The organism is Methanogenium organophilum, from assembly GCF_026684035.1.
In the GTDB taxonomy this organism is placed as follows: Archaea; Halobacteriota; Methanomicrobia; order Methanomicrobiales; family Methanomicrobiaceae; genus Methanogenium; species Methanogenium organophilum.
In genome coordinates, this window is the sequence record NZ_CP113361.1 from 947488 (window position 1) to 970273 (window position 22786).

General features: G+C 49.2%; 21 protein-coding genes and 2 pseudogenes. 9 read left to right on the forward strand and 14 right to left on the reverse strand.

Annotation, left to right across the window (positions count from 1 at the left end; all coding sequences use genetic code 11):
* Positions 1-33: 33 nt before the first annotated feature.
* The 12 genes from OU421_RS04870 to OU421_RS04930 form a co-directional block, all read right to left on the reverse strand.
* Positions 34-240, reverse strand: coding sequence for a helix-turn-helix transcriptional regulator (locus OU421_RS04870; protein ID WP_268187487.1), 207 nt, complete (start codon positions 238-240; stop codon positions 34-36).
* Positions 241-666: a hypothetical protein gene (locus OU421_RS04875; RefSeq protein ID WP_268187488.1), complete on the reverse strand. Its 426-nt coding sequence runs from the start codon at positions 664-666 to the stop codon at positions 241-243.
* Positions 667-1008: 342 nt separating this feature from the next.
* The gene (locus OU421_RS04880; protein WP_268187489.1) at positions 1009-2154 is read right to left on the reverse strand and encodes an ABC transporter ATP-binding protein; all 1146 of its coding nucleotides are present in this window, start codon (positions 2152-2154) and stop codon (positions 1009-1011) included.
* A 10-nt stretch (positions 2155-2164) separates the two neighbouring features.
* Positions 2165-2977, reverse strand: a complete 813-nt coding sequence (locus OU421_RS04885) for an ABC transporter permease (RefSeq protein ID WP_268187490.1) — start codon at positions 2975-2977, stop codon at positions 2165-2167.
* A 10-nt stretch (positions 2978-2987) separates the two neighbouring features.
* Positions 2988-3518: a tRNA (N6-threonylcarbamoyladenosine(37)-N6)-methyltransferase TrmO gene (tsaA, locus tag OU421_RS04890; RefSeq protein WP_268187491.1), complete on the reverse strand. Its 531-nt coding sequence runs from the start codon at positions 3516-3518 to the stop codon at positions 2988-2990.
* Entirely contained in the window at positions 3515-4336 is an 822-nt protein-coding gene (gene modA / locus OU421_RS04895) for a molybdate ABC transporter substrate-binding protein (RefSeq protein WP_268187492.1), read from the reverse strand. The genes tsaA and modA overlap by 4 nt, the downstream gene beginning before the upstream one ends.
* Before the next feature lie 234 nt (positions 4337-4570).
* Positions 4571-5350: a hypothetical protein gene (locus OU421_RS04900; protein ID WP_268187493.1), complete on the reverse strand. Its 780-nt coding sequence runs from the start codon at positions 5348-5350 to the stop codon at positions 4571-4573.
* 110 nt (positions 5351-5460) lie between these two features.
* Positions 5461-6042, reverse strand: a complete 582-nt coding sequence (locus OU421_RS04905) for a hypothetical protein (RefSeq protein WP_268187494.1) — start codon at positions 6040-6042, stop codon at positions 5461-5463.
* The gene (locus tag OU421_RS13005) at positions 6039-7526 is read right to left on the reverse strand and encodes a PASTA domain-containing protein (RefSeq protein WP_326493524.1); all 1488 of its coding nucleotides are present in this window, start codon (positions 7524-7526) and stop codon (positions 6039-6041) included. Before OU421_RS13005 ends, OU421_RS04905 begins: the two co-directional genes overlap by 4 nt.
* Positions 7527-7858: 332 nt before the next feature.
* Complete coding sequence (locus OU421_RS13010; protein ID WP_326493525.1) at positions 7859-8287, reverse strand: type II toxin-antitoxin system RelE family toxin; 429 nt, start codon at positions 8285-8287, stop codon at positions 7859-7861.
* A gap of 186 nt (positions 8288-8473) precedes the next feature.
* A complete protein-coding gene (locus OU421_RS04925) occupies positions 8474-9166 on the reverse strand; it encodes an epoxyqueuosine reductase (RefSeq protein WP_268187495.1) in 693 nt (230 codons plus the stop codon).
* Positions 9147-9308: a hypothetical protein gene (locus OU421_RS04930; protein ID WP_268187496.1), complete on the reverse strand. Its 162-nt coding sequence runs from the start codon at positions 9306-9308 to the stop codon at positions 9147-9149. Before OU421_RS04930 ends, OU421_RS04925 begins: the two co-directional genes overlap by 20 nt.
* Before the next feature lie 170 nt (positions 9309-9478).
* Between OU421_RS04930 and OU421_RS13060 the strand changes: the two are divergent.
* The 3 genes and pseudogenes from OU421_RS13060 (at position 9479) to OU421_RS04950 (ending at position 11795) form a co-directional block, all read left to right on the forward strand.
* Positions 9479-9985 (forward strand): annotated as a pseudogene (locus OU421_RS13060) (DUF6790 family protein).
* Between the two features lie 59 nt (positions 9986-10044).
* Entirely contained in the window at positions 10045-10221 is a 177-nt protein-coding gene (locus OU421_RS04945) for a hypothetical protein (RefSeq protein WP_268187499.1), read from the forward strand.
* Entirely contained in the window at positions 10197-11795 is a 1599-nt protein-coding gene (locus OU421_RS04950) for a serine hydrolase (RefSeq protein ID WP_268187500.1), read from the forward strand. The genes OU421_RS04945 and OU421_RS04950 overlap by 25 nt, the downstream gene beginning before the upstream one ends.
* Positions 11796-11977: 182 nt before the next feature.
* Here the strand turns inward: OU421_RS04950 and OU421_RS04955 are convergent, their stop codons facing one another.
* Complete coding sequence (locus OU421_RS04955) at positions 11978-14935, reverse strand: hypothetical protein (protein ID WP_407659796.1); 2958 nt, start codon at positions 14933-14935, stop codon at positions 11978-11980.
* Between the two features lie 505 nt (positions 14936-15440).
* On the opposite strand from OU421_RS04955, the gene OU421_RS04960 reads away from it, so the two are divergent.
* The 6 genes and pseudogenes from OU421_RS04960 (at position 15441) to OU421_RS04985 (ending at position 22420) form a co-directional block, all read left to right on the forward strand.
* Complete coding sequence (locus OU421_RS04960) at positions 15441-15602, forward strand: hypothetical protein (RefSeq protein ID WP_268187502.1); 162 nt, start codon at positions 15441-15443, stop codon at positions 15600-15602.
* Positions 15603-16060: 458 nt separating this feature from the next.
* The gene (locus OU421_RS04965) at positions 16061-16420 is read left to right on the forward strand and encodes a hypothetical protein (protein WP_268187503.1); all 360 of its coding nucleotides are present in this window, start codon (positions 16061-16063) and stop codon (positions 16418-16420) included.
* A gap of 12 nt (positions 16421-16432) precedes the next feature.
* Positions 16433-17023: pseudogene (locus tag OU421_RS04970) on the forward strand (transposase); the annotation flags it as partial.
* A 348-nt stretch (positions 17024-17371) separates the two neighbouring features.
* Positions 17372-20641 carry a hypothetical protein gene (locus tag OU421_RS04975; RefSeq protein ID WP_268187504.1) on the forward strand — a complete coding sequence of 1090 codons (3270 nt, stop codon included), beginning with the start codon at positions 17372-17374 and terminating at the stop codon, positions 20639-20641.
* A gap of 14 nt (positions 20642-20655) precedes the next feature.
* Complete coding sequence (locus OU421_RS04980; RefSeq protein ID WP_268187505.1) at positions 20656-21402, forward strand: hypothetical protein; 747 nt, start codon at positions 20656-20658, stop codon at positions 21400-21402.
* A gap of 682 nt (positions 21403-22084) precedes the next feature.
* Positions 22085-22420: a PEGA domain-containing protein gene (locus OU421_RS04985; RefSeq protein WP_268187506.1), complete on the forward strand. Its 336-nt coding sequence runs from the start codon at positions 22085-22087 to the stop codon at positions 22418-22420.
* Here the strand turns inward: OU421_RS04985 and OU421_RS04990 are convergent.
* Positions 22383-22727 (reverse strand): hypothetical protein, encoded by a 345-nt coding sequence (locus OU421_RS04990; protein WP_268187507.1) that lies wholly within the window; start codon positions 22725-22727, stop codon positions 22383-22385. The two genes, OU421_RS04985 and OU421_RS04990, sit on opposite strands and share 38 nt — an antisense overlap.
* Positions 22728-22786 lie beyond the last annotated feature (59 nt).

Here is a 22786-nt window from a genome sequence, read left to right on the forward strand (position 1 = left end):
GATTCAGGTATAAAGGAATGGGAGAGGAGAAAATCAGGGTTTATCTTCTTCACTGAATACGAAGACCTGCTCAATGGCACACTCAAAAATGAATGCCAGTTTATAGGCAAGGAGGACCGACGGGTTGTACTGCCCTTTTTCAAGGGAAATGATGGTGCGGGAGGAGACATTCACGAGCTCTGCAAGCCGCTGCTGGGTCAATCCCCGCTCATTCCTCAGCTCCCGGATGCGATTATCCATTCACATCCTCTTCTCGTAATATACCAGGGAACCTGCCGTCAGTGAAAACTCCATGATAATCAGGAATACGAATGAGAGAGTGACATACAGTCCCAGATTCATCAGTGCTGAAGCAAGTGCGAGGAAACACAGGACATAGTTTGTGATACGGGCGGTATTCCACCCTGCTCTTTCCCGAACACGAATATTTCGCTCATCATTCTCTTCCCGGAGGGAAGCCTTCTGAATTTCAGGTGTTTCAACAGCACGGGTAACATATTTTCCGGCAAGATTCCCGATTCCCAGAACGGCAAGAGCCGCACCAACTCCAATACAGATACCATTTATCTGATTGCTGTCTGTTATGCCGGTTTGGGAAAAAACCATCAGGGCAGTTCCAAGAATCATCATACCCCACATGAGAGGAAGATATTTCGTATTCATCATATTCTGATATGAAGTTTATTTCATATGAAGTTTGCTTCATGTTTTTTATTTCTTCAGGTGCATACCCGGTATTTTCGGCCATTCATCTCATCTCCAAAGGATCAAGGAAATCTGTATCCTTTGCCCCTCGCTCTCCGGTAACGGAGGCATCTATGGCCAGGGAATAACTACACCGGGAGAAATCGATGCGGATGTCATACCGGGAGAGACTGCAGAATGATTTTTTCAAAAAAACGGGACCATAGTATTTTCGTACTGTCGTAATGGTATTCGTATATCCCTCGTAGGAAAGATGGTTTCATATTCCGTCTCCGGCCTGCCCGTCAGGCGGCAAAAAGGATTCTACAGCAGGCCATGCAGGTTATTCTGTGACTTTGCCGCACATTTCCCGCATTTTTTTCCGCATCCGGAATGACTGCAATGCCACGAGGTCAGATCCCCCTCCCGCGGGAAGATATGGATGGCAGATTCAGGAAGGGTGAGAGAAACCGTATCCCCTTCTGCAAGTCCCATACGCAGAATATACTGAGGGGTAAGGGCGCAGATGAACCGGATCCCGGTATCCACCATAACCCGGGAGAACATGCCGTTCTGCCTGATCTCCGTAATGGTCCCGGTGAACGTGTTTACTGCACCACCACTGACCGTTTCACGGGAAAGAACCACATCTTCCGGCCGGATTCCGACATAGACATCTCCCTCGATTCCGGTGTCCGCCCGGATTGTGCCCGGACCGAGATCGATCTGCATCTCCCCTTCCACACTCAACGACTGCCCGGGAAATATATTCTCCATGCCGGTGAATGCAGCAACAAACCCGGAAGCAGGATGCTGGAATATCTCCTCCGGCGTCCCTGTCTGCACCACCCGGCCGTTTTCCATGATAGCCACCCTGTCCGCGAGAGAGTAGATATCTTCAAAATGGTGTGTGATGTGGAGGATCGTGGTCTTCAGTTCCCTGTGGAGTGTCTGCAGTTCACTGCGTAACCGTTCCCGTGTGGAGGCATCCAGTGCACTGAGCGGTTCATCAAGGAGGAGGAGCCGGGGCCGGGTGATGATGGCCCGGGCGATGGCGGCACGCTGCTGCTCACCGCCGGAGAGGGTCCCCGGATACCGGTCCAGGAGATGTTCTATATGCAGCATCTCTGCCGCCTTCGTCACCTCTTCGTGGATGGACTGTGGATCGGTCTTCCTCTGCTTCAGACCGAATCCGATATTCTCCTCCACGGTCAGGTGCGGGAAGAGCATATAGTCCTGGTACACCATTGCCACTCCACGCTCCTTCGGGTCAATGCGGGAGATATCTTCCCCGGCTATTTCGATACTGCCCGTATCGGGAGAGTAGATGCCCGCAATCGTTTCGAGGAGAATGGTCTTGCCTGCCCCGGTCGGCCCGACGATGATGAAATATTCTCCCTCTTCAATTCTCAGGGAAATGTCTCTCAGGGAGAAATCGCCGAGGTTTTTTGACAGGTTCGTTATCTGCATATCGTGTCTCCTATAGGACCCGTGTTCCTTCGCCGTATCGTTCGAATACCAGGAGCGATACGATTGCGATGCCGATGAGTATGACTGAGGCGGCAATGGCTTCGTTCAGTTCACCGGTGGATATGTTGATATAGACTGCTATCGGCAGGGTTTCTGTCTTCATCATCGTTGCCCCTGCGAGAAGGAGAACGGCGCCGAACTCTCCGATGGATTTCGACCAGGTGATCACCAGGCCTGCAAGGAGCCCTTTCTTTGCCAGGGGAAGTGTCACCTGCCGGAATGCCTCCCATTCCGAGCACCCGAGTGTCCGGGCAACATTTTCATAGCGGGGATTGATCATCTCGAAGGCGGAGCGTGTAACACGGATCATGTAGGGGACGTTTACAAAGAACTTGGCTACGATGATTGCAATGCCGGTATACACGACGTCAATACCCGCATCCTTCAGGAACGTGCCGACCAGAGACGGGCCGAAGAAGATCAAGAGGGCAATACCTGCCACGAGAGGCGGGAGGGAGAGGGGCAGGTTTATGATGAGGTTGGCATAGGATTTTCCCGGAAAGGAGAACCGTGCCATTGCATAGGCGACCGGGATGGCGACGATGATACAGAGTGCGGTCGATATCGCCGAGGTGACCAGTGAGAGCCGTACCGCGAAGAGGATCTCCGGAGAGGTGATACTCGCAATGAGATCGGTGAACGACGGGTAGAAGATGAGGCCCCCGATAACTGCCGTCATAAATATGACGAGCACTGCCAGTACCGCCAGAAATGTCGCCGAAAATACGGTTGAATTCAGGAATATCCTTCGCTTGCCACTCACAGCTGACCACTCACAGATTTGTTCTCCGACGGTCCCTCAGCTGTTTCGGGGTTGCGTTCCATTCCTGGATATCATCGATGTGCGTCGAGTCCACCCACCCGCTCTTCACTTCGTCGCGGTGGTCGAACTGGTAGACGTAGGGTTTGATGTCCAGGAGAGGAGTGCCGTCGAGGATGTCACATGCGCTGATCTCGAGGATATTGCCCCTGACTGCCTTCAGGTCGACGATCGAGATGCCGATGGGGTTCGGACGGTTGAAGTGGCGAATAGAGAAGATACCGCGTGCCTTCTCCCCGTCGAGGAACGGCGCCTGGACGAGGGAGTCGCCCGTTGCCCGGTGGAAGTGGTAGAGGAGGAAGAGGTGGGTGAAGGACTCGATGTCCTGCAACCCCTCTGCGAACTCCTCGAATACCTCGATGGTGCCAGGTGCCGGGTTGAAGATCCCCTGGATGGGGGTGTCCTCGTGTCGGGTGTGTTCTGAGTGGATAATGCCGATTGGTTTATACGTGATATTCATCGCTTTGACATCTGATTCTGTCATAATTCATACACCTCATCAGGATAGGTGGGGAAGCCGTGCTTGGCAAAGATGGCCTTTCCTTCTTCTGAAGAGACGAAATCAATGTACTCCCGGGCAAGGTCCGGGTCTTCGGTGAAGGTGGTCATCCCGATGGGGATGATGAGCGCCATATTGTCCTCCAGCGGGAGCTGGATAGCCTCCATCGTGTCGCGGTTCATCTTATCGATGGTGATGAGCGTGGCGTCAACGGTACCCATGTTCATTGCAACGACAAGTTCGTTGATGGTGGGAGCGCGAATAACGACGTTCTCTTCAACAGCGCTCTTGATGCCGTGGGCAGTGAAGAGCTTGTCACCGGCCTTCCCGATGGCAGTTTCGTTTATCCCGCCAAGGGCAATCTTCACCCCGGGCCGGGTTAAGTCTTCGACAGAAGTGATGTTGAGCGGATTGCCCTTCTGGACAGCGATTACGGGTACATGGTACGCGACGTACTCCGGTGCATCGCTCACCAGGCCCTTGTCCACGGCAATTGCATAATCCGGGGTGCCTCCGGGAATGAAGATGTCCCCCTTCTGTGAGATTTCCATCTGCGTAATGAGCGCTCCCGAACCTGCATAGGTGTTATCGACGGTCACATGATGTTGTTCCCCGAACTGAGCACTGATCTCCTGCATCGGGGCCTTCAGGCCTGCTCCTGAATAGACGAAGAGTGTGTCTCCGGTCGTCTGGTCCGGAGAACTCCCTGCCGATTCTGTTGTCTGAGTGCTTGTACATCCTGCCATCAGAATGCATCCAAGCAGGATAACTGTGGTAATAATAAGGGCATTTCGTCCTTGCATGGTCACCATATTTGTCACACGACTATTTATACAAACCGGAAGGTTACTTCCACCACACAATATATAAATATATTTGTCATAGACAGAATACAACCCGATCATACCATTCACATAACCTGAACAGCTCCCGAGGAACGGCCGAAATCGAACCAGACAGCAGGAAACCGATAATAAAGCCAATACGGATACAAACGGCATGATTCTGCCGGAAAAAAGAAGATAGGATGAATAGGATCAGGCTTCTGCAACAGAAACCGTCCAGTTTCCGTCGCACATGACATTGAAGAGATAATTGCTGCTCTCGTTTATCTGCACCGTAACCACACCATCATAGGCGCCCCGGTGGAATGCGAGGGGCATCTGGCTGTCTTTCTTCAGAATGTCATTTCCGGAGAAATCCATCAGGTGGACGGCGATAACGTCGTTATTCTCTGCTTTTATTGAGAAATTATACGTCCCCGCGTTGATCTGGAAGAAGGGCGTTGCCTTGTTGGCGGCTCCCGTAAATGTCTGCGGCACGATGCCGTTTATTTGCTGCGGGAATGAGAAGTCAAGCGTCCAGTTTCCGGTGGTCGTGACCTGAACGTCAGCGGTTGCATCTTCCTGAACCATAAATGCCTGGGTCCAGTAGTATGCGCCGTCCTTCATGGACTGTTCGGCAACGGTTGCATTGTAGGCATTCGGGATCATGATGGCGTCCGTTTCGGTCATGACCGAGACGGTGCTCTTTTCAGGGGTGTCCTGTGTGAACGTCAGGAGATGGACACCCTTTGCAAGCGCCACGGTGGTATTCACATCGCCGTTCCCGGAGAGGGCCGGGGAATTCTCTGCCGGTGTCTGGGAAGGTGCTGCGTCGGTTGGTGCAGGTGTCACGTCGGCGGTGGCCGCCGGGGTCGGGGTAACGGTTTCGGGGCCGGTTGTGTCGGTATTCCCGGTGCATCCTGCTGAAATTACTGCTGCCGCCACAAGGAGAACGAGGAGGGCAGCGGAGATGATGCTGATATCTTTTCTCATGGGAAACGGTTCGTCACCTACCCATATGTATTTTTATTCTGGGAACGGCCGGGATGCCCGGAACGGGGAGGATAGGCACAGACCATCGAGGTCCATTCCTTTCCGTCCCGTTATTCGCCGATGGGAATACCGTCTCCCAAATCGATCTTGCCGGGGAGTTCGACGCTCTCCGTCTCTTTGCCGGGAAGCACGACGTCCTCGCAGGAGATGGTGCATGTCCCCTTGCACGACCCGGTTTTGATGCTGATGATCTTCGCGTCTTTTATCTCCAGGACCGCTCCCTCGAAGACCAGGGCGATATCCACCGTGAAATCGACATAGTCAAGGTGCCCCCCATTCAGGAGGACCTCGATTCTGGGGTTTTGCGTTGAATGTATCGTATACCCCCCGACGGTCACCACATGCACCTCATCCGGGGGATATGTCTCCCGGTCCCGGTATTTCTGAAGGCGCTCTGCCGTCTTCCAGGCATGGATGATGATATCTTTTACACTGCTTTTCAGGAGCTCCCTCGTCTCTTCGCGGACTCCATCGGAGATCATCGACCGGGGTATCAACCGGCTCTTTGACGCTACCGTTTTCTGCAGTGAATTCATCTCCCTGCTCTTTTTTGGATCTGACAATCTCTTCAGAAACGATTCTTTCTCCTGTTCTGAAAAGAACTGCCCCATTGTCATATCAGCATGGTTCATTCTTCGTCACCTCCTTTCGTCTTGTCCTCCATCACTACCGACGCTTCATCTTCGATGACCTGTTTCCCGGCGTCCCTGACCGGCCGCAATGTGATCTCATCTTCACAGAGAACCGAATTACATGGTTCGATAACCTGTTTCCCCGGAGTAATTTCCGGTTTAAATGAAATACTCGGCCTGAAAACCCGGTATGCCGTATAGCCACCACCCAATGCGACACCGCCAATGACAATAATCGGCCACCACGGCCACCCTTCCTCTTCGGCAACCCGGAGGTCAACAGCACTCCCGCGGGATACCCGGCTGCCGGCCGCCGGTTTCTGGCCAAAGATAGTGCCCTCATCAAGAGAAGAGGACTCTTCATAGACGTTCCCCTCAGAGAGTCCGGATTCTTCAAGAATTTCCAGGATCTCATCTTCTTCTTCATAGAGATTCCATCCGGTGAGGTCCGGGACCGTCACGAGGGTATACTGTCCCGTTGAAACAATAAGGTCCACGGCACTCCCGCGGGGCACCATGCTGCCGGGTCCGGGGTTCTGGCGGACGATGATGCCCTCCTCCCTGTTTGAATCATCCTCAGAGAACCCGCCTGCATCCAACCCGGATTCTCCCAGAATCCGGACAACAACACTCTCTTCCGAGTACAGATTATACCCGCGGACATCGGGAACCTCGACAAAAGTCGTTTGTCCATCCACGCGGATGTAGTCTGTCTTCCAGGTCTCATCGTCAGAGCCGGAATTCCAGACCGTAAGCCCCACGGTATACGTGCCTGTCGAATAGGTGTGGGACGGGTTCTGTTCACTGGATATCGCACCGTCCCCGAAATCCCAGCGCCAGCCGGTGGGGTCGCCGGTCGAGAGATCACGGAACCCGACGGTCAGGGGCTCCTCGCCATAGGTGATATTTGCAGAGAAGTCTGCCGTGAGCGGGGTCGCCGTTTCGCCCTCAAACCGGAAATCATCGACATTGATGTGCCCCCACGCCCTGGAAGATTCGTCAACGACACGGATCTGTCCAATCTGCCCGGCATACGGAGTAAGATCCCAGCTCACTCTCCGCATTGTTTCACTGTTGAGTCCGGTGGCATGAAAGAGTCTCCTCTTCCCCCCATCGGTGACAAGCTCTACGCGGGTATCAAAACTACTCCCGCCGCTGACCAAAAAACTGAGCATTCCCTCGGGGATGGTAAATGATCCGGAGTACATGATACCCTGAGGAGAATCACCCGACCAATCCTCTGGAGGAGGAGTGGCATATATCATAGGGTAATAATACGTTCCCACCCAGTAGTTTCCCTCATGTCCTGACGTCTGCCCCAATGCAAGAGCTCTTGGATTGTCCCCATAGGTTGGCTGACCGGAAAAGGCAGCACCAGATGGGTCCCACCCACTCAGGTCCCCGTCCTCAAAGTCCAGCGTGAAATCCACCGTTTGTGCCGATGCAAAAAACGAGAGAGATGGCGGAGAAAGAATGCCGTACATCACCACCACTACCATACAGGCCCCGACAAGAGCGGGTCTGTGGCAACGGGGAAATTGTGCAGACAGGGGGACAGGCAGAGAACCACCATACCGCCTCATGGTGCCTCAGGTAACGGTATGAAAGTAATTAAAGATAATTGCACCAATATTTTGGCAAAACGAGAGTATAAACCCGATATCCGGCGTACAATTCAATACCTCCGTCAAATATTTCTGAAACGGCTTAATATAGGGCAAATCGTTCCCATTTGATGAATTATCACATGGAAAGGCCGGATTATTCCCCATACCAATGTGAGGGTCTGGCGGTGGTGCTGTGGTGGCGCATTCTTTCAACACTTCCGGTATAGGTGCCTCCGGTGCCCGACTTCAATCACATGGATGACCATCTCATCGTCGACGATGGACATCACCGCCCGGTACTGCCCGATGCGAAGGGAATAGAACGGGGGATTATCCGGGCCCCTGAGTTCTTTCAGAGAGATTCGTGGATTCTCGACATCCGCCAGTGTATGGAATGCGTTGATAAATTTCAGCATAATCTCCCGGGGGAGCCGTTTGAGCGAATGACGTGCAGATGAAGAGTATATCAGCCGGTAGTGCATCAGGCATCCGACTCTGGGTTTGCACAGGTTCCGGTGCTCTTCCCCCTCTGGGAATCGTGGCGGGACTCGCGAAATTCCGGGGATTATCCGATACATCGACGATCTCTGACGTTCCCGGGTCTTCTGCCACACCGAGTTCGCGAAAGATCTCTTCATGAGTATAGTAGATTCCCTCCCGGTATTCCTTCAGGGACCGCTCGATGGTCGCGAGCGTCTCTTAACTGAGGGGTTCCTCATCTATCGTGGTACCGAGAAGCCTTGTTATCACGGCATCAAACGATTCACGGGGATGGTTTTTCAGCCGTTCCAAACGGTCCCGGGTGGCGGCCCGGATACGACCGACTACTCCCTGACGTTCCGGCGAATGCCAGTGGCATTCGGACAGGCCTTCCTGCATTCCCAACATTTCTGGAGGACAAATCCCATCTCCGTTTTGTAGTTGGAGAGTGGCCTGCACCGTTTTTGATCAACCGTCCTCCCGTCGAGAGCAGAGACCGGGCAGCGTTTCAGGCAGAGATTGCATTTTTCCGGACAGGCTTCATAGGTGGCGATTGGGTCGGGAGTCACCTCCGCTGCGAGAAGAAGGGCGCCGAGGTAGATCATGTTTCCGAACCTGTCGTTGATGAGAAGATTGTTCTTTCCCAGGCGACCCAGTCCCGCAAGGTATCCTGCATGACGAAGGGAAAGGACACCGTTCCCGTGACAGGTTTTGGGGTCCCACGATTCAAACGGGTCATCGGATGGAACGATGACATTTGGTATGCCCAGATCTTCGAGGGCGAGCGAGAGGGCCAGCCCGAGCCTGTCCGTCTCCTGCATCAGGATGTTGTTCACCGTTGTGTACGGAATGCAGCTTTCCGCATCCAGAACGGTCGTGGGAATTCTCCTGGCATACACCAGGACCGACCGGGTCCGGCTGAATATATCATGGGGGTGAAACCCTTTGGGGGCCTCCCGGAATCTCCCGACCGGCGCAATCCCGCAGAGATCCGCACCGAGTCCGGCGGCTGTTTTCTTAATAATCCCGGAGTCCATAGTTATCCTCGCAATGTCTCCGGAAGCGTTCTTCCGGTTCTTCTTTCCGGCTCATGGTGATCGATATGTCCGTATGACTATTGCCGTCGATGATTGATAGGTCTTCAGGACGGCGGGAGTATTCCGGGATGGCGTCCCGCATGGCCGGATCGAATGCTGTATATGCATCCGCCACCGGTGCCCGAACGAAGTCACGACAACAGAGGAGGGGAGAGCGGAGTCGGGAGCAGAATCCCGGATATTCTCCGGTCACACATCATTCGCCGGTCCCGTATCAATTTCCCTATTACCCATTCCACCCCATCCTTCGTCATGGACCTCGTCGCATATCTCTGGCCGCTCGTCTTCCCGCTCCTCGGTGCCGTAATCGCCCTCATCCATATCCGGGTGAAGGGCCACGAGGGGGTGAAGCGGCTGGAGACCGTTCTGATGTGGCAGATTGCCATCGGTCTCGGCCTGAACATGGCCTACTCGGGGTTCGGCCACCTCGTCATTCCCGACTAGGTCGCAGAATCCATCGGCTGGCCCCCGGGGAGCCCGTTCCAGCGCGAGGTGGGGATGTGGGACGTTGCGATGGGAATCGTCGGTCTCCTCTGCCTGAAGTTTAAGAGCGAAGGCTACTGGACCGCGACCATCATCGGCACCGGGATCTTTCTCATCGGTGCGGGCCTCGGGCATGTCTACGAGATGGTCGCAAACGGCAACTTCGCCCCGAACAACGCGGGAGCGGTGATGTATATAGATCTGTTCTATCCGCTGGTGCTCGCGGGGCTTCTTGTGTGGTTGCACCGGCACCGCAGTGAACCTGTTCCACAGTGAAGGAATCAGGGGGGCCATGCCGGCACCTCCCGCCGGTGAGACAGGGAGGGGATCGTTTCATGGGAATCCCGCCGGACATCCGGGTGGCGTGCAGGAATCCTCCCGGAAAATACTCCCGTTTTTGTGTCTCCGGTTCATCCGGCAGGGAGCGGGGGAGCGCAATAGAGAAATGCCGGGAATGCCACAATGAACATAGAAAGGAGTTTATCCAATGTTCCCACGATTCCCTGCTGTAATCACCCTTGTATGTCTCTTTTGCCTCATCCTTCTCTCAGGATGCGTGGATTCTGCGCAGAACCCGGCATATACTGCACCGAATGCAAACGTCCCCGCCGGAGAGACCGATGCGGGGGATATTGGTCCGGTCATCGAAGACTTCGATGCCTATTCCGAACAGATCTTTGAAAAAAGCGGTGTTCCGGGAATGGCCGTTGCGGTGGTGAAGGATGACGCGGTGATATATCTCCGCTGTTTCGGTGTGAAAAACATCACGACCCGCGAGCCGGTTACCCCGCATACCCGGTTCCAGCTGGCGTCCGTTTCGAAGTCGTTCACCTCGGCAACGATTGCGTCGCTCGTCGGGGAGGGGGAACTCTCCTGGGATGATGAGGTCACATCCCTCAATCCCGCGTTCCAACTCTCGGACCCCTGGGTCTCCGAACAGGTCACCATCCGCGACCTTCTCTCCCACCGGACAGGCCTCCCGGAATATGGCGGCGATGACCTCCAGCATCTCGGGTTCAACCGCTCAGAGATCATTCACCAGCTCCGGTATGTGCCGCTCACAGGGGAGTTCCGCTCATCCTACGGCTATTCGAATATCGGCATCACCTCTGCTGCTGAGGCGGCCGCGGCAAAGACGGGAACACAATGGGAGGATTTGATCGCGGAGAGGATCTTCATCCCCGCAGGCATGACGAACACGAGCGCCCGGTTCATCGATTTTGAGACCGCAGCGGACCGGGTCGATACCTATCCCGTGACGAACGGGACCCCAACCCCCGGACCGTTCTTCAACGACGATGTGAACACGGCGGCCGGAGGGGTGAGTTCGACCATCACCGACATGACCCGGTACCTTCGGCTCCAGTTGGGCGGGGGGAGTATCGACGGGGTGCAGGTGATAGACGCCCGTGCCCTGCAGGAGACCCACAGCCCCCAGAACATCAAGAGGTTCGGGAATGACAGCATCGATATGTATGCCCTCGGGTGGGAGTTCATCGCAGAGGACGGGAGGGTCCGGGTCGAACACGGCGGCGACCTCACCAGCGGTGTCTCTACCTACGTCACGCTCTGGCCCGACGAGAATATGGGAATCGTTGTCCTGACAAACGGTTTCCCCGGCGGATTCATCCTGAAAAAGGGTGTCATCAGCGCATGGGATGATCTCTACTTCACGGGAGCAATCCAGACAGACGGGTATGCAGAAGCAGAGGCGGCAATCAACGCTGCGATGCAGCCGGGAGCATCACAAATAAGCCCCTTCGACGTGCTCCCCTCCGCCCCTGCGGGCGCAGACGCAGCACCGGCCCGGCCGCTTGATGCCTACACCGGATCATACACCCAGGACTACTTCGGCACCGTCCGGGTGGAGACGAATGATACGGGAGACGGACTCCTCCTCTATGCAGGACACCTGACGGAACCCTTTGTCCTCGCCCCGTATGACGGCGACACCTTCGTCGAAACGGAGAGCAGGACTGCGGTGGAATTTATTGCGGACGAGAGCGGGGGGGCGATTGAACGCCTGCACGTTGCGATGCTCGATGAGCCGTGGATGGATGCGGTGTTTGTGCGGATACCATCCTGAATCTTTTCTTTTCGGGAGCTCACGGCCGTCCCAACAGCCACCCGAAGACCGGGGAATTCTGTAGCTTCAAACCTCCCGATACAAGTGGTGATCCCCATCTATGTCAAGTGCACTTTACACTCTCCGGTATGTTTCGCTGTATGTCAAACAGACCTGACATAAACCGTTGAAAAAATCATTTCTTATTGCACCCCCTCTCCCCTGTTCCACTCCCGGACAAGCCGTGCATAGCACGTTTCACAGATACTCGCCCGCTGTGCTTTTGACTGGTAGACTGCAGGTCCTTCGCCGCAGATGGTGCAGCGCCCGAGAGAGACAGACGAACGGCAAAAGTCCCGGTGGTCAAGGATGCCGGGGAGAGGAGGGGTGCGGCCGGTTTTTGGTCCCTGTCTTCCACACGTTTCCCCGGTGTTCCACTTTGTCTTCCACTCGTTTTGAGCCGTTTCTGATGATGAACCTGAATTTCGTGGACGAACAGGCGTAGAAACCGTTTGTGTTCCACTTTCTCCCGGATCAGAGATACCCCCATCCCCCTCCGTACCGGAACCCGGATCGCTGAATGATACCGGAAATGAGTGGAAGACTCCTGTACTATCTGTACATATATCTCTATTACTCTCCTCTTTATCGAAACGATTGTCAGTATGCGCAGTATTCAGAGTTCCACTTTTTGGCGGATGTGAGTGGAACACGGGTGGAAGAGTGGAACTCTCCGGGTCACTGTCACCTCCGGTATGCCTGTTATCATCTGCACTGTCATCCCCATCATCGGGTTTTAGCCAGACATCTGACCGGGCCGCCCATGTCTGATACATGACACGGTCAAAGGAGAAGAAATGTTTGTGCCGGCGGATATCAATTCCATAGAGGTCTTCAGCCACCGATGCTGAAATGAGGCTTATTGCAGGGCACTTGTCAAGGATACCGGCATAGCTTGCCTTCGTGTTGGTGTATCCATGGAGCAGGCGGTACGCCTGTTTATAGGAGAAGCCAAGGGCGTCCTGAAGCGTCCGGGTTGTGAAGACCTCCAGGTCCATCGCTGCGATAGAGGCAAGTGCGGCCGCTTCGTTTTTGGTCAGCTTCGTCTCCTGTCCGCCGGCGCTCCCGTTAATTGAACCATAGAGCTGCTCTGCATAGCGGAAGTCCTCATCTGTTGCGATGAGTGTCCCGTCCGCATCCGTCTCCCGCTGGAGGAAGTGCATCAGGGCGTGGCACTTGATGAGGTCAAAGAGCATCGCCGGGTTGCGCCGGTTGTGTGTCGCAGAGAAACAGATCCGTTTTGCATAGGGGATTTTTACCCGGCGCACCGCACCCTTGAGGACCTCCCAGACTGCCCGGCAGACCGGGATGTCCGCATCGTCATCAAACGAGGGGGAAACGCCTGTTTCAGACTCCTTCAGGTGTTCAAGAACCGCGAGGTCCTGTGTGGCTGAATCGTCAATCCAGACGGTGAGCATCCGGTTCATCACCTGGTCGTCGCCGATTGCCTCGACTTTTGCGAGCCACCAGACACAGCGCTCGGGGATGGTGCAGACCTTCAGCTGGCGTTCACGGGAGAGGGTCCGGTGAACGATGGGCTGCCGGAAGTTCGCGGTCGCGGACTTCAGGAGTTCCTGCATGTCGTCGGAGAGGGTGACATCATCGAAGAGGAGGACGGTCCCCGCCCGGAGGTCATCGTAATAGAAGAGTGCCTTGTCAGATACCGTGCCTGTCAGCCGGTATTCCTCCGGGAGCAGCCGGACCATCGTATTGCAGGCATGGGTCTTTCCCTTGCCGGAGTTCCCGGAGATGGCGACGTGCAGGCCGGAGGTGTTCTCGACGGACTGGGAGGCAACGGACATGATGAGGCATTCAGCCACCGTCCGGTCGCCGACGTGTTCACGGTGGAAGACGTCGAGGAGGAAGGAAAGCGGGTCGCCCGTCGTGAGGAGTTCGAGGGCCCGTTTCCGGTGCTCCTGGCCCTCGGCAGGCGTCTCCGCGGGAGGTGAGACCGGCGGGGCGGCTCCCGGCGGTGCAGGGGAGGGGCCATCCGGGGTACCTCCTTCCCCGGCGGCGACCTCCGTCTCCGCCTGTGGCCGTCCGGCGGTCTGCTTCCCGCCCGCTCTCCCGGCATCTCTCCTAGCATCTCTCCCGGTATCTCTCTCCCGCTCATACATCGCCCGGAGTTCCGGCCACCGCTGCGTCCCGCCGCCGCAGGAGTCGTGATGGCACCCGGCGAAAACCGCACCGTTCGAAAACTGGATGGCAAACGCCCCGTCGGTGTGTGCCGAAGAGAAGGGGCAGCGGGCGAGCGAGAAGAGCGTCCCCCCGTGCCACGGTTTTTCGGCGGCGACCGGGATGTTGTGGTAGTCCAGCCACCAGCGGAGCTCAAGGGAACTCCGCCTGCGGCCCCGGTCCTCTGCGGGAGGTGCCGTGGGGAGGAGGTCTGCGAGGCGGCGAAGGTCGCCCTCCGCGACAACCCCAACCTCACCCTCTTCCGGGACAGACAAAATGCGGGCCATACGGTGAGGCCGCTCCGGCGTGCTGTCGCCCTTGCAGGCGGTGGTGCCGTAGAGCTTCCATATCCGCCCGGCGTTGAAGTTCGCCGTGTCGCAGTGGACGGCATCGTCCGAGAAGAACCCGTCGAGGACACCGAGACAGCCCTTCACGAGCCGGGTGGCATCATCATCGTTCGGGAGGTCAATCCGATAGAGCAGGTGGGCGCCGTTCCCCGAATCGGCCCGCACCGGGTCCGGGAAGCCCTGTTTCGCGAGCCAGGCGGCGATCTCTTCCGCACGCCGGAGGGCCGCCGCATGCTCCGCATCGGTCGCGGAGACGCCCGAGGGACGGACCGGGTCGAGGTCGATGGGGAGCCACCGGCGGCGTATGATGTCCGCATCCGCGGTCGTCGCATCACTGCGAGACAAACGGTGCTTCACCCGGTTCGCCCGCCGCGAGAGGAGCGCCGGGTCCACCGTGTTCAGGGTGACATACACCCCGGTCACATCAGAGAATGCGTCCAGCGTCCGTGCACGGTCCGCAAGCATTTCAAAGTCCGTGAAGTAGCCGCTCTTCACCCCGCCGTCCCCCAGGGCACGGAGTTCGACGACGGAGCCTGAGGGGAAGAGGAGGGAGAGGGCGTGGGGGATGGAAGAGTGCAGGTTGGAAGTGGCCGGGTCGGGCCCGGCGGCGGTTCCGGTTACAGTTTCGGTTCCATCAGACACAATGGTGGCGCAGGGTCGTGTGGTGGGGCTGCCGGTTTCAGGTTCCGGCCCGGATTTAGGTTCTGATTTTTTTGTTTTGGTTTCGTTTTCGTTCACATTTTCGTTCATAATTTTCATCTCCTCTGTTCGAGACAGAGAGTGTCCACTATTCACAGAGTATGAGTGTGATAGCAGCGGGGCCTGAGGGAGAAGTCAGTGGTGGTATCGCACACCTGTGCACATGCACACATGTACGCACTTCTGTCAGCCGGTTCCCCGGTGGCGGCTGGCATATGAACGTATTACTTCGGGTAATATAAGTCTGACTTAACCGGGGATGGGAAGTTCCAATTCTTTCAATAAAAGAGGGAAGTAAGAGGAATTAACTCCGCGAATTCTTCAGGTGAACTTTGATATACCCTCCCGGTATATTCAGCCCCAAACACACGGGAGGTGAAAATCTATGGGAAAAGGCAGAGGCGGCGGACGCAGCCCGAATGATGACCGGTCCGATTCAATGAATCCGAACAACCCTGCATACGATGCTGCAAGGGATAATCGTTCAGACCAATTGAACCCCAACAATGAACGATACCAGGGGGATGAGGAAGAAGATGAGGATTGAAGTTCTCATCTGATTTTTGTCATATTTTCATCATGATCTCAATCAGGAGATTGGTAAAAAATACTATTTTCGTGTGTTCATTTTACAAAATATGATTTTATGGAAAGCAGGATTATTGTGAGTGAGATGTGTGGCGTGCTATGATTTTCCCATTTGCAGATTATTTTTGGAAGTAATTTAATAGCCCCCTCCATTTTCCCCTGTTCAAATACGCCAAAACCATACTTCAACCGGAAATCTCATTGTCGATCAATTCCCCCCTTCTAAAAGTACACCACCAGATTATTACATTCCAGAATCAGAGAGAATTTTGACCGCAAAATTGATCGTACAGGAAGGGGATGTCATATTTGGTGAATCAAATGAAATCCCCTTTGATAGTGGATCGTACTGACTCAAAATGGTTGCTCCTGGAACAGATCATTGGTGCCACAACTTCCCGTCGAGCTAAACAGGAAATGGCAAAACAGGGAATAACACCTGTCAATAATGCCGACTCAATGCTGCGAATCCTGATCCTTTCAATGTTTTTCTCTGTTGAAGTAACCTATGTCATCGGAGAACTCAGAAAACGGCGAGAATTACAATTATTCCTCCGCGTAGAGGTTATTCCGGAAGCAGATGATGTCTATCGTTTTTTCAGTAGGACCGATGAGGATCATTTCATTGCTATGATCAACGGCCTCATCCGGAACCTAAGCAGACCTTCCCGGAAACGGAAAGAGAAAACAATCATCATCGACGGTTCTGCGATTACCCTTGATATCAAACTCTTTAAAAAACGTCTCACTAAGAAAGAACTTGAGAAAAATGATTAAAAATGGGGATTCTCAAATACAGCTGGATATTATCCCGGTTTCAAGCTGACTCTGGCCATTGAATATCCTTCACTTGTTCCTCTGGCTTTTCTCATTCATCCTGGATCACCACATGATTCCCGTCTTTTCAATGATATTATGGACGAACTTAAACGGCGGAGAATAATCCAAACAGGAGATGTTGTCGTATTTGACCGGGGATACTATTCCTATGAGAACTACGTGAACGGCATACGGGATTATCGAATCGTGCCGGTAATCTTCCCAAAGAAAAAGTTTGATATCAATAAAGTGATGAGGAAAATGAACTATCCCCTCAATATTTTTTCAAGTCATGAATATCGGAAAATACAGACAATGTATCAGAAGCTTGTTCACAAAATGATGGATCTGAGAGAACGGTGGCACGAATTTCCTGCTGTACGATCGCTCATTGAAGATCTGTTCAAATTGGCAAAAGATGCGTTCTCATTACGACATTTGCACCGGTATTCTGCCGTATCTGTGAAAAAATTCGTTGCTATTAATGTACTTTTAGTAGGGGTGGCAATGGCTGCGGGGAATAACGAAAAGAAGCTCATTCAGAGGATGTCTGAATGGTGAATTTTGGAGGGGGGGTAATACTTAATGTATGACAGTCTAATGAAAAGTTAATGTGCATATCCATTTGGACTAATTTGAATAGATTTACATAATTGTTTAGCTTAAGATTCGTTTAATAAATAAGTTGAATAGGGAGGAATTGTTATTAACCAAAAGAAGAAGTTTTTTGATTCGATAAGTAAGGGGCCAGCTTTACTTTTTATCGGTCAAAACCATTTAAAAATACAAACCGGAGAAGATCCATACCTACTTGAAATATTACGGAAGTACGGAAAAGGTCAATTACCCGATCAGCCAACATACTATTCGATTTTCGATTCTTTGTCTATAGAAATTACAGACAATGAAATGGCATGGATGCATAACCTCTCCCAAAAAATAGCAATCCCACATTGGATGGAATTTGTTGCAAAGTTCGATTGGAGTAGTATTTATACATCAACAATAGATGAAACAATATCAAGAGCATTCCAAAATGATTGGAGGACTGTACCTAGAATTTCATCAACAAATAATAATCCAAGTGATCAAACTAATCGAAGAAAATTGCATTGTACATACTTATTTGGCTCAATCGTCGATACATCAGAAAATGAAATTCCCCCTTTTAATGAAGAAGACTACGAGAGCAGATTAGAAGATGAAGCATATCCTCTTTTATCACGAATTCGTCAAACCATTACTCCCCTTGGAACTTTAGTAATAGATACTTATGATCCAGACAATGACTGGCTTAAGCCAAAACAATTGCGATTGATAATAAAAAAGTTAATCAAGGGACAAACTTTTTTGTTTAGTGCCACAGATAGCATCAAAGAAATCTTTTCTAAAGAGATTCGAGAAGGAAAAATTATTGTTTTTGATGAACCGCTCTATCACGTACTAAAAGAAGGAGAGAAACTTGGTAAAGTTAGCTTAGAAAATATTCCCAGTGAAGAATTAAGTCAAATTTATATAGATATTGGCGAAAATACAATAAACGTACCCTCAAATTTATGGAAGACAATTTCACAATTTGCAGAAATAATTGATTGCAGTTTATTTTTTGAAACAAAGCAAATTACAAAACTTGAGAATGAGATAGAATTTCAGCAATTTATTGCAAGTTCATCGAATTTTCCAATATGGTCGGGATATATTAGAAATTATCCATTTGAGAGGGATTATGAAAAAGAATTACAAAGTTTAGTATTGTCGTGTCTGAAAAAAAAATCAATTGACGAATGCCCAATAATTCTTCACGGTCAAACAGGTAGCGGAAAGACAATTGCATTACAACATTTAGCATTTAATGTTAGCAAGCTAAAACATCCTGTTTTATTCATTAGGAATGGCATTCAAACAGATTTTGCAACTATTCGGTCTGGCATTGAGGATTTTTGTGAATGGACACAAAAAATAGGTGCAAATAAATTATTGGTTGTATGGGATGGAATGTTTCAGCCAAATGTATATCAAAAACAATTTAATATTCTAAGCAATCGGGGAAAAAAAACTGTTTTTGTTGGAAGTTCATATCATTTAGAAGAAGAAAAGGAATACAAATATTCATCCAACAATGAATGTATTCCCATTGAAGCACCTGTGATATTAACTGAATGTGAAATTAATAATCTCATATTACATTTTTCAACTATTTATCCTGATTTCAGTAAAATCCTTAAAACCAATCGCGGAAAATTATCTAGCGATAATTTTTTGGTTTATCTATATCGTCTTTTACCACCATCGAGAAGTAATATTCATCTAGGTATTGTCTCAGAAACTGATAGAGCTAAATCAAATATTCGATTAGCTACAGCAAGGAAAAAAATTACATTTGGAACAAGTATTTTTAAGTCAAAACTTGTTGAGGCCGGTTTTTCATTACCCGATGACTATATAGAGGATGAGAAAATTAATTATTTTAATTCTTCAGATGTATTTACAACACTTTTTCATTATGTTATGGTCCCTGGAAGATTAGGGCAAAAAGTACCATTTGATTTAATTCAGAGAACAATAAAATCAAATGGTTACTATGAATTGCTAGAAATACTTGAAAATGAGGACCTTTTTGTTGTTATTGAAGAGAATGATGGCAATTTATTTATTTCACCAAGGCATACCCTTGAAGCAAAAATTATTTGCAACTGGGATTTTGGAGGGCCAGAAAATGAAGTAGGATATTGTCTAAAATTAATGGACAGTGTCCACATTATCAATTATGGTCTATCTCATATTTCAGATGAAGATATTGAATTAAAATTTATTTTAGAACTTGTAAAAAATTTAGGGCCTAATGGCCCCGAAAAAGAAAGATACAAAGAATATTATTATAAAATATCACAAAAATTGGCAGAATTAAGAAAAGAGAAATCAATTATAATCCCTAGCCTAATTTTACAAGAGGCAAATCTTTCAAGGGAATATATACGGACAAAATCACAATCTGGTTTTGACCTCCCAGAAGATACAGAAAAAATATTAAATAATTCTATTGAATTGCTAACTAATGCAATCTTTAATCTTGGAAGAACCAGGAGCTCTCAAAGTAAAAATAATCTAATTGAACAGATGACAGTTGAATTAGCTTCAATAAAATCTACCAAAATTATTCACTGTTTACAAAATAATATTGAATTTGATATTTCTAATGAATACAAATCATTATTTTCTGATCTCGATAAAATTCTTAATAAATCAACAAATGATGAACATGCGCTTGATGTTTATGGTTGGAGTACAATAAACATTATTAAGAATTCTTCGTTGCCTGAAATTGAAAAAACTAAAATGTTGACTCAGGCACTTAATGTAATTGAGGTAGGTGAAACCAGTGCTTTTGGAATAAATGAGAGAATCATTACGAGAAAAATGAGTTTGTTTAAGTTAATGGGTGAGGAAGAATTATCAAAAGATCTTTTCGATAAATTAAGGGATAATGGCTCTAGAATTGGATATTTATGGCGAGTATTTGAAAATACTTCAGAAATCTCGAATAAAAAATCACAATATACAGACAATGAAGTAGAAAAATTTAAAGAAAATTGTCAGTTTTTAGAAAAAAATAGAAGTTTTATCAAAGAAGATAGTGGATGTTTATTTCAACTATTAAAGAGCTGGTGGATAATGAAAACAACTCGACCTATCTTTAATAAAGAAAATGAAAGGCAAACCTTACCTTTTTCAGATGACGATTGGTCCTATTGCCTAGGTATTTTGGAGGATCTACATCAACTGAGTAAACTGAGAGACAATGCCTCTTTGATGTATATCTATGGAATAGTAAATTTTCACCTAAAAAAATATGAGACTTCAAGAAATGCGTTTAAATCAATTGCACACCTAGATTTTGAATATGGAGGAGGTGGAGGTCGCCGCATTATTCGGTACTATTTAGCAAGTACAGAGGATGGCAGTCCAAAATTATATAATGGGAGAATTAAGTCAGTTTCTGAAGATAATAAGGGATTAATTCAGGTTGACGAAACCCGGAAAGATATTATATTTTTCCCACGTGATTTCAGAGAATCCTCTTTAAATGAAGGAGATCAGATGGAACCATTCCATATTGCATTTAATTTCATAAGTCCTGTTGCAGATCCAGTTCGTCACTACGAATTAAAACATAATTAAGGTAAAGTTGAAATATGTTTTCTAAGACATATGCTAAAATCTCTTCAATAAATAGTATTGTTGATGAAATAAACAAAAAAGGCAATAGTTTTTTTGATGATGAAATGCTGATTGTTTATCCCGAAAATCTTAAATGTATCAACTTTACATGTTTTGAAGGTGCTTTTTTCCACGTTATTAGCGGTTTATATTTAAAATACATTGATAATAAAAAAAGTCAGGAAAATTTGAAATATTTACTTGAAAAAACTGATATCTATGGTATTTCTCCAGACATAAACTTAAGGAGCCATATTAAAACAATTCAAACATTAAGAACATTTTTTCAGCATGATATACTTAAGGAAAATAAGAATAACCGGAGTACCAAGAGAAAAACATACGAATGGTTTCAAAATCAATGTGGAAATGATTTACCAATTACAGAAAATGATTGGAAATTATCTTTAAATTCAATTTTAGATGAATCATCTCAGTTTTTTTTAGCAATATTAGATTGCGTTATGCAAATATCTAACGATGAAGAAAAGAAATTCATATTAGAAAATTGGACTACTTCACTATTCCCCTTTTCAGTACATGATGTTTCTGAAATTGTAAGTGAAATATTTGAAGAAAAAGGGATTGAAGGAGTGAATTCATTTAATTATACAAAGAAAAATTATCAAAAATTTATTAGGGAACTAAAAATATATGAAGAACCTTCTTCTGAAAATTTAAAACGAATAATAAATAGCGCAACGGCAGATCTAATAATGTAGTTCAAGTTTATTTTTTAATATTTGATGATTACTTTTATCCCCTTTTTTCGAACATCCATCACACAAATTTCCTAAATCAGGGACTATTTGTCACTGCTGCCTTAAAAATCCCCAAGTGTGCCAGTTTAAAAATCCACAAAAAACAAACCTCGGTTAACCACCTCAGAGGTTTTGTAAACGCTCATTAAAAATAGATCCACTTTTCGCGAAAACGCTCACTAAAAAATGATCCACCTCGGTAACACTGGCAGCAAGTGAAACTGCCTGCAACAACATAATCTCGGAGGTGAAAACAATGGAAGATGTTGACCGTATTCGTCAGATATATCCTATATTCCCGCTCACTCATAACGAGGTGGGCGGGAATATAGGTTGTAATGAACTGAATTCATAAGGACACCATGAAGAGGTGATTTGAAATCCAAATACAGGAGATTCACACTATTTATCCTTGAAGGAACGCTTCTTTTCAGAGCAAATGATGCCACAGAAGAGGACGGATCTCAATATTGAATTCCTCGTTTGAATTCTATGAATTCGATGGCTTAACAAGAATGGTAATTTTTTTCGCCAAGGACTGCATCATTTGCGGGTGCACCATCAGCAATTGCCCGGCTACAGCAACAATTATTGCGCATCAGACATATTACAAAAAAATGTTTCCATGAAATGGGGGAAATGTGTGACTGAGAATGCATCTGATTCTGAAACAAATAGAACCGGAAAAATCATAGTAAACTCAATACCTGATGGAGTATCTGTTAAGCTTGACGGAAAGGATACAGGAAAAACTCCTGCAACTCTTGAAAACATAACAGCAGGGTTTCATAAAGTAGAAGTAAATCTGCCAGATAATCGTCAGATATCAAGAAATATTTCTGTAAGTGCCGGCAATACTTCAACAATTTGCCTTAATAAATATACTGAAAAAGAAGTCAATATAATAAAAGCTATTGGGATATATATCGCATTGACCTCCATCATGTGTACAGCGCCGGGTCCACCGCGTTCAGGGTGACATACACCCCGGTCACATCAGAGAATGCGTCCAGCGTCCGTGCACGGTCCGCAAGCATTTCAAAGTCCGTGAAGTAGCCGCTCTTCACCCCGCCGTCCCCCAGGGCACGGAGTTCGACGACGGAGCCTGAGGGGAAGAGGAGGGAGAGGGCGTGGGGGATGGCGGTTGTTTCGGTTTCGGTTCCTTCAGACACAATGTTGGCGCAGGGTTGTGTGGTGGGGCTGCCGGTTTCGGGTTTTGGCCCGGATTCTGTTTCGGTTCTTGTGGTTTCTGTTTCAATTTTGGTTTCGTTTTCGGTTTCGTTCATAATTTTCATCTCCTCTGTTCGAGACAGACAGTGTCCACTATTCACAGAGTATGAGTGTG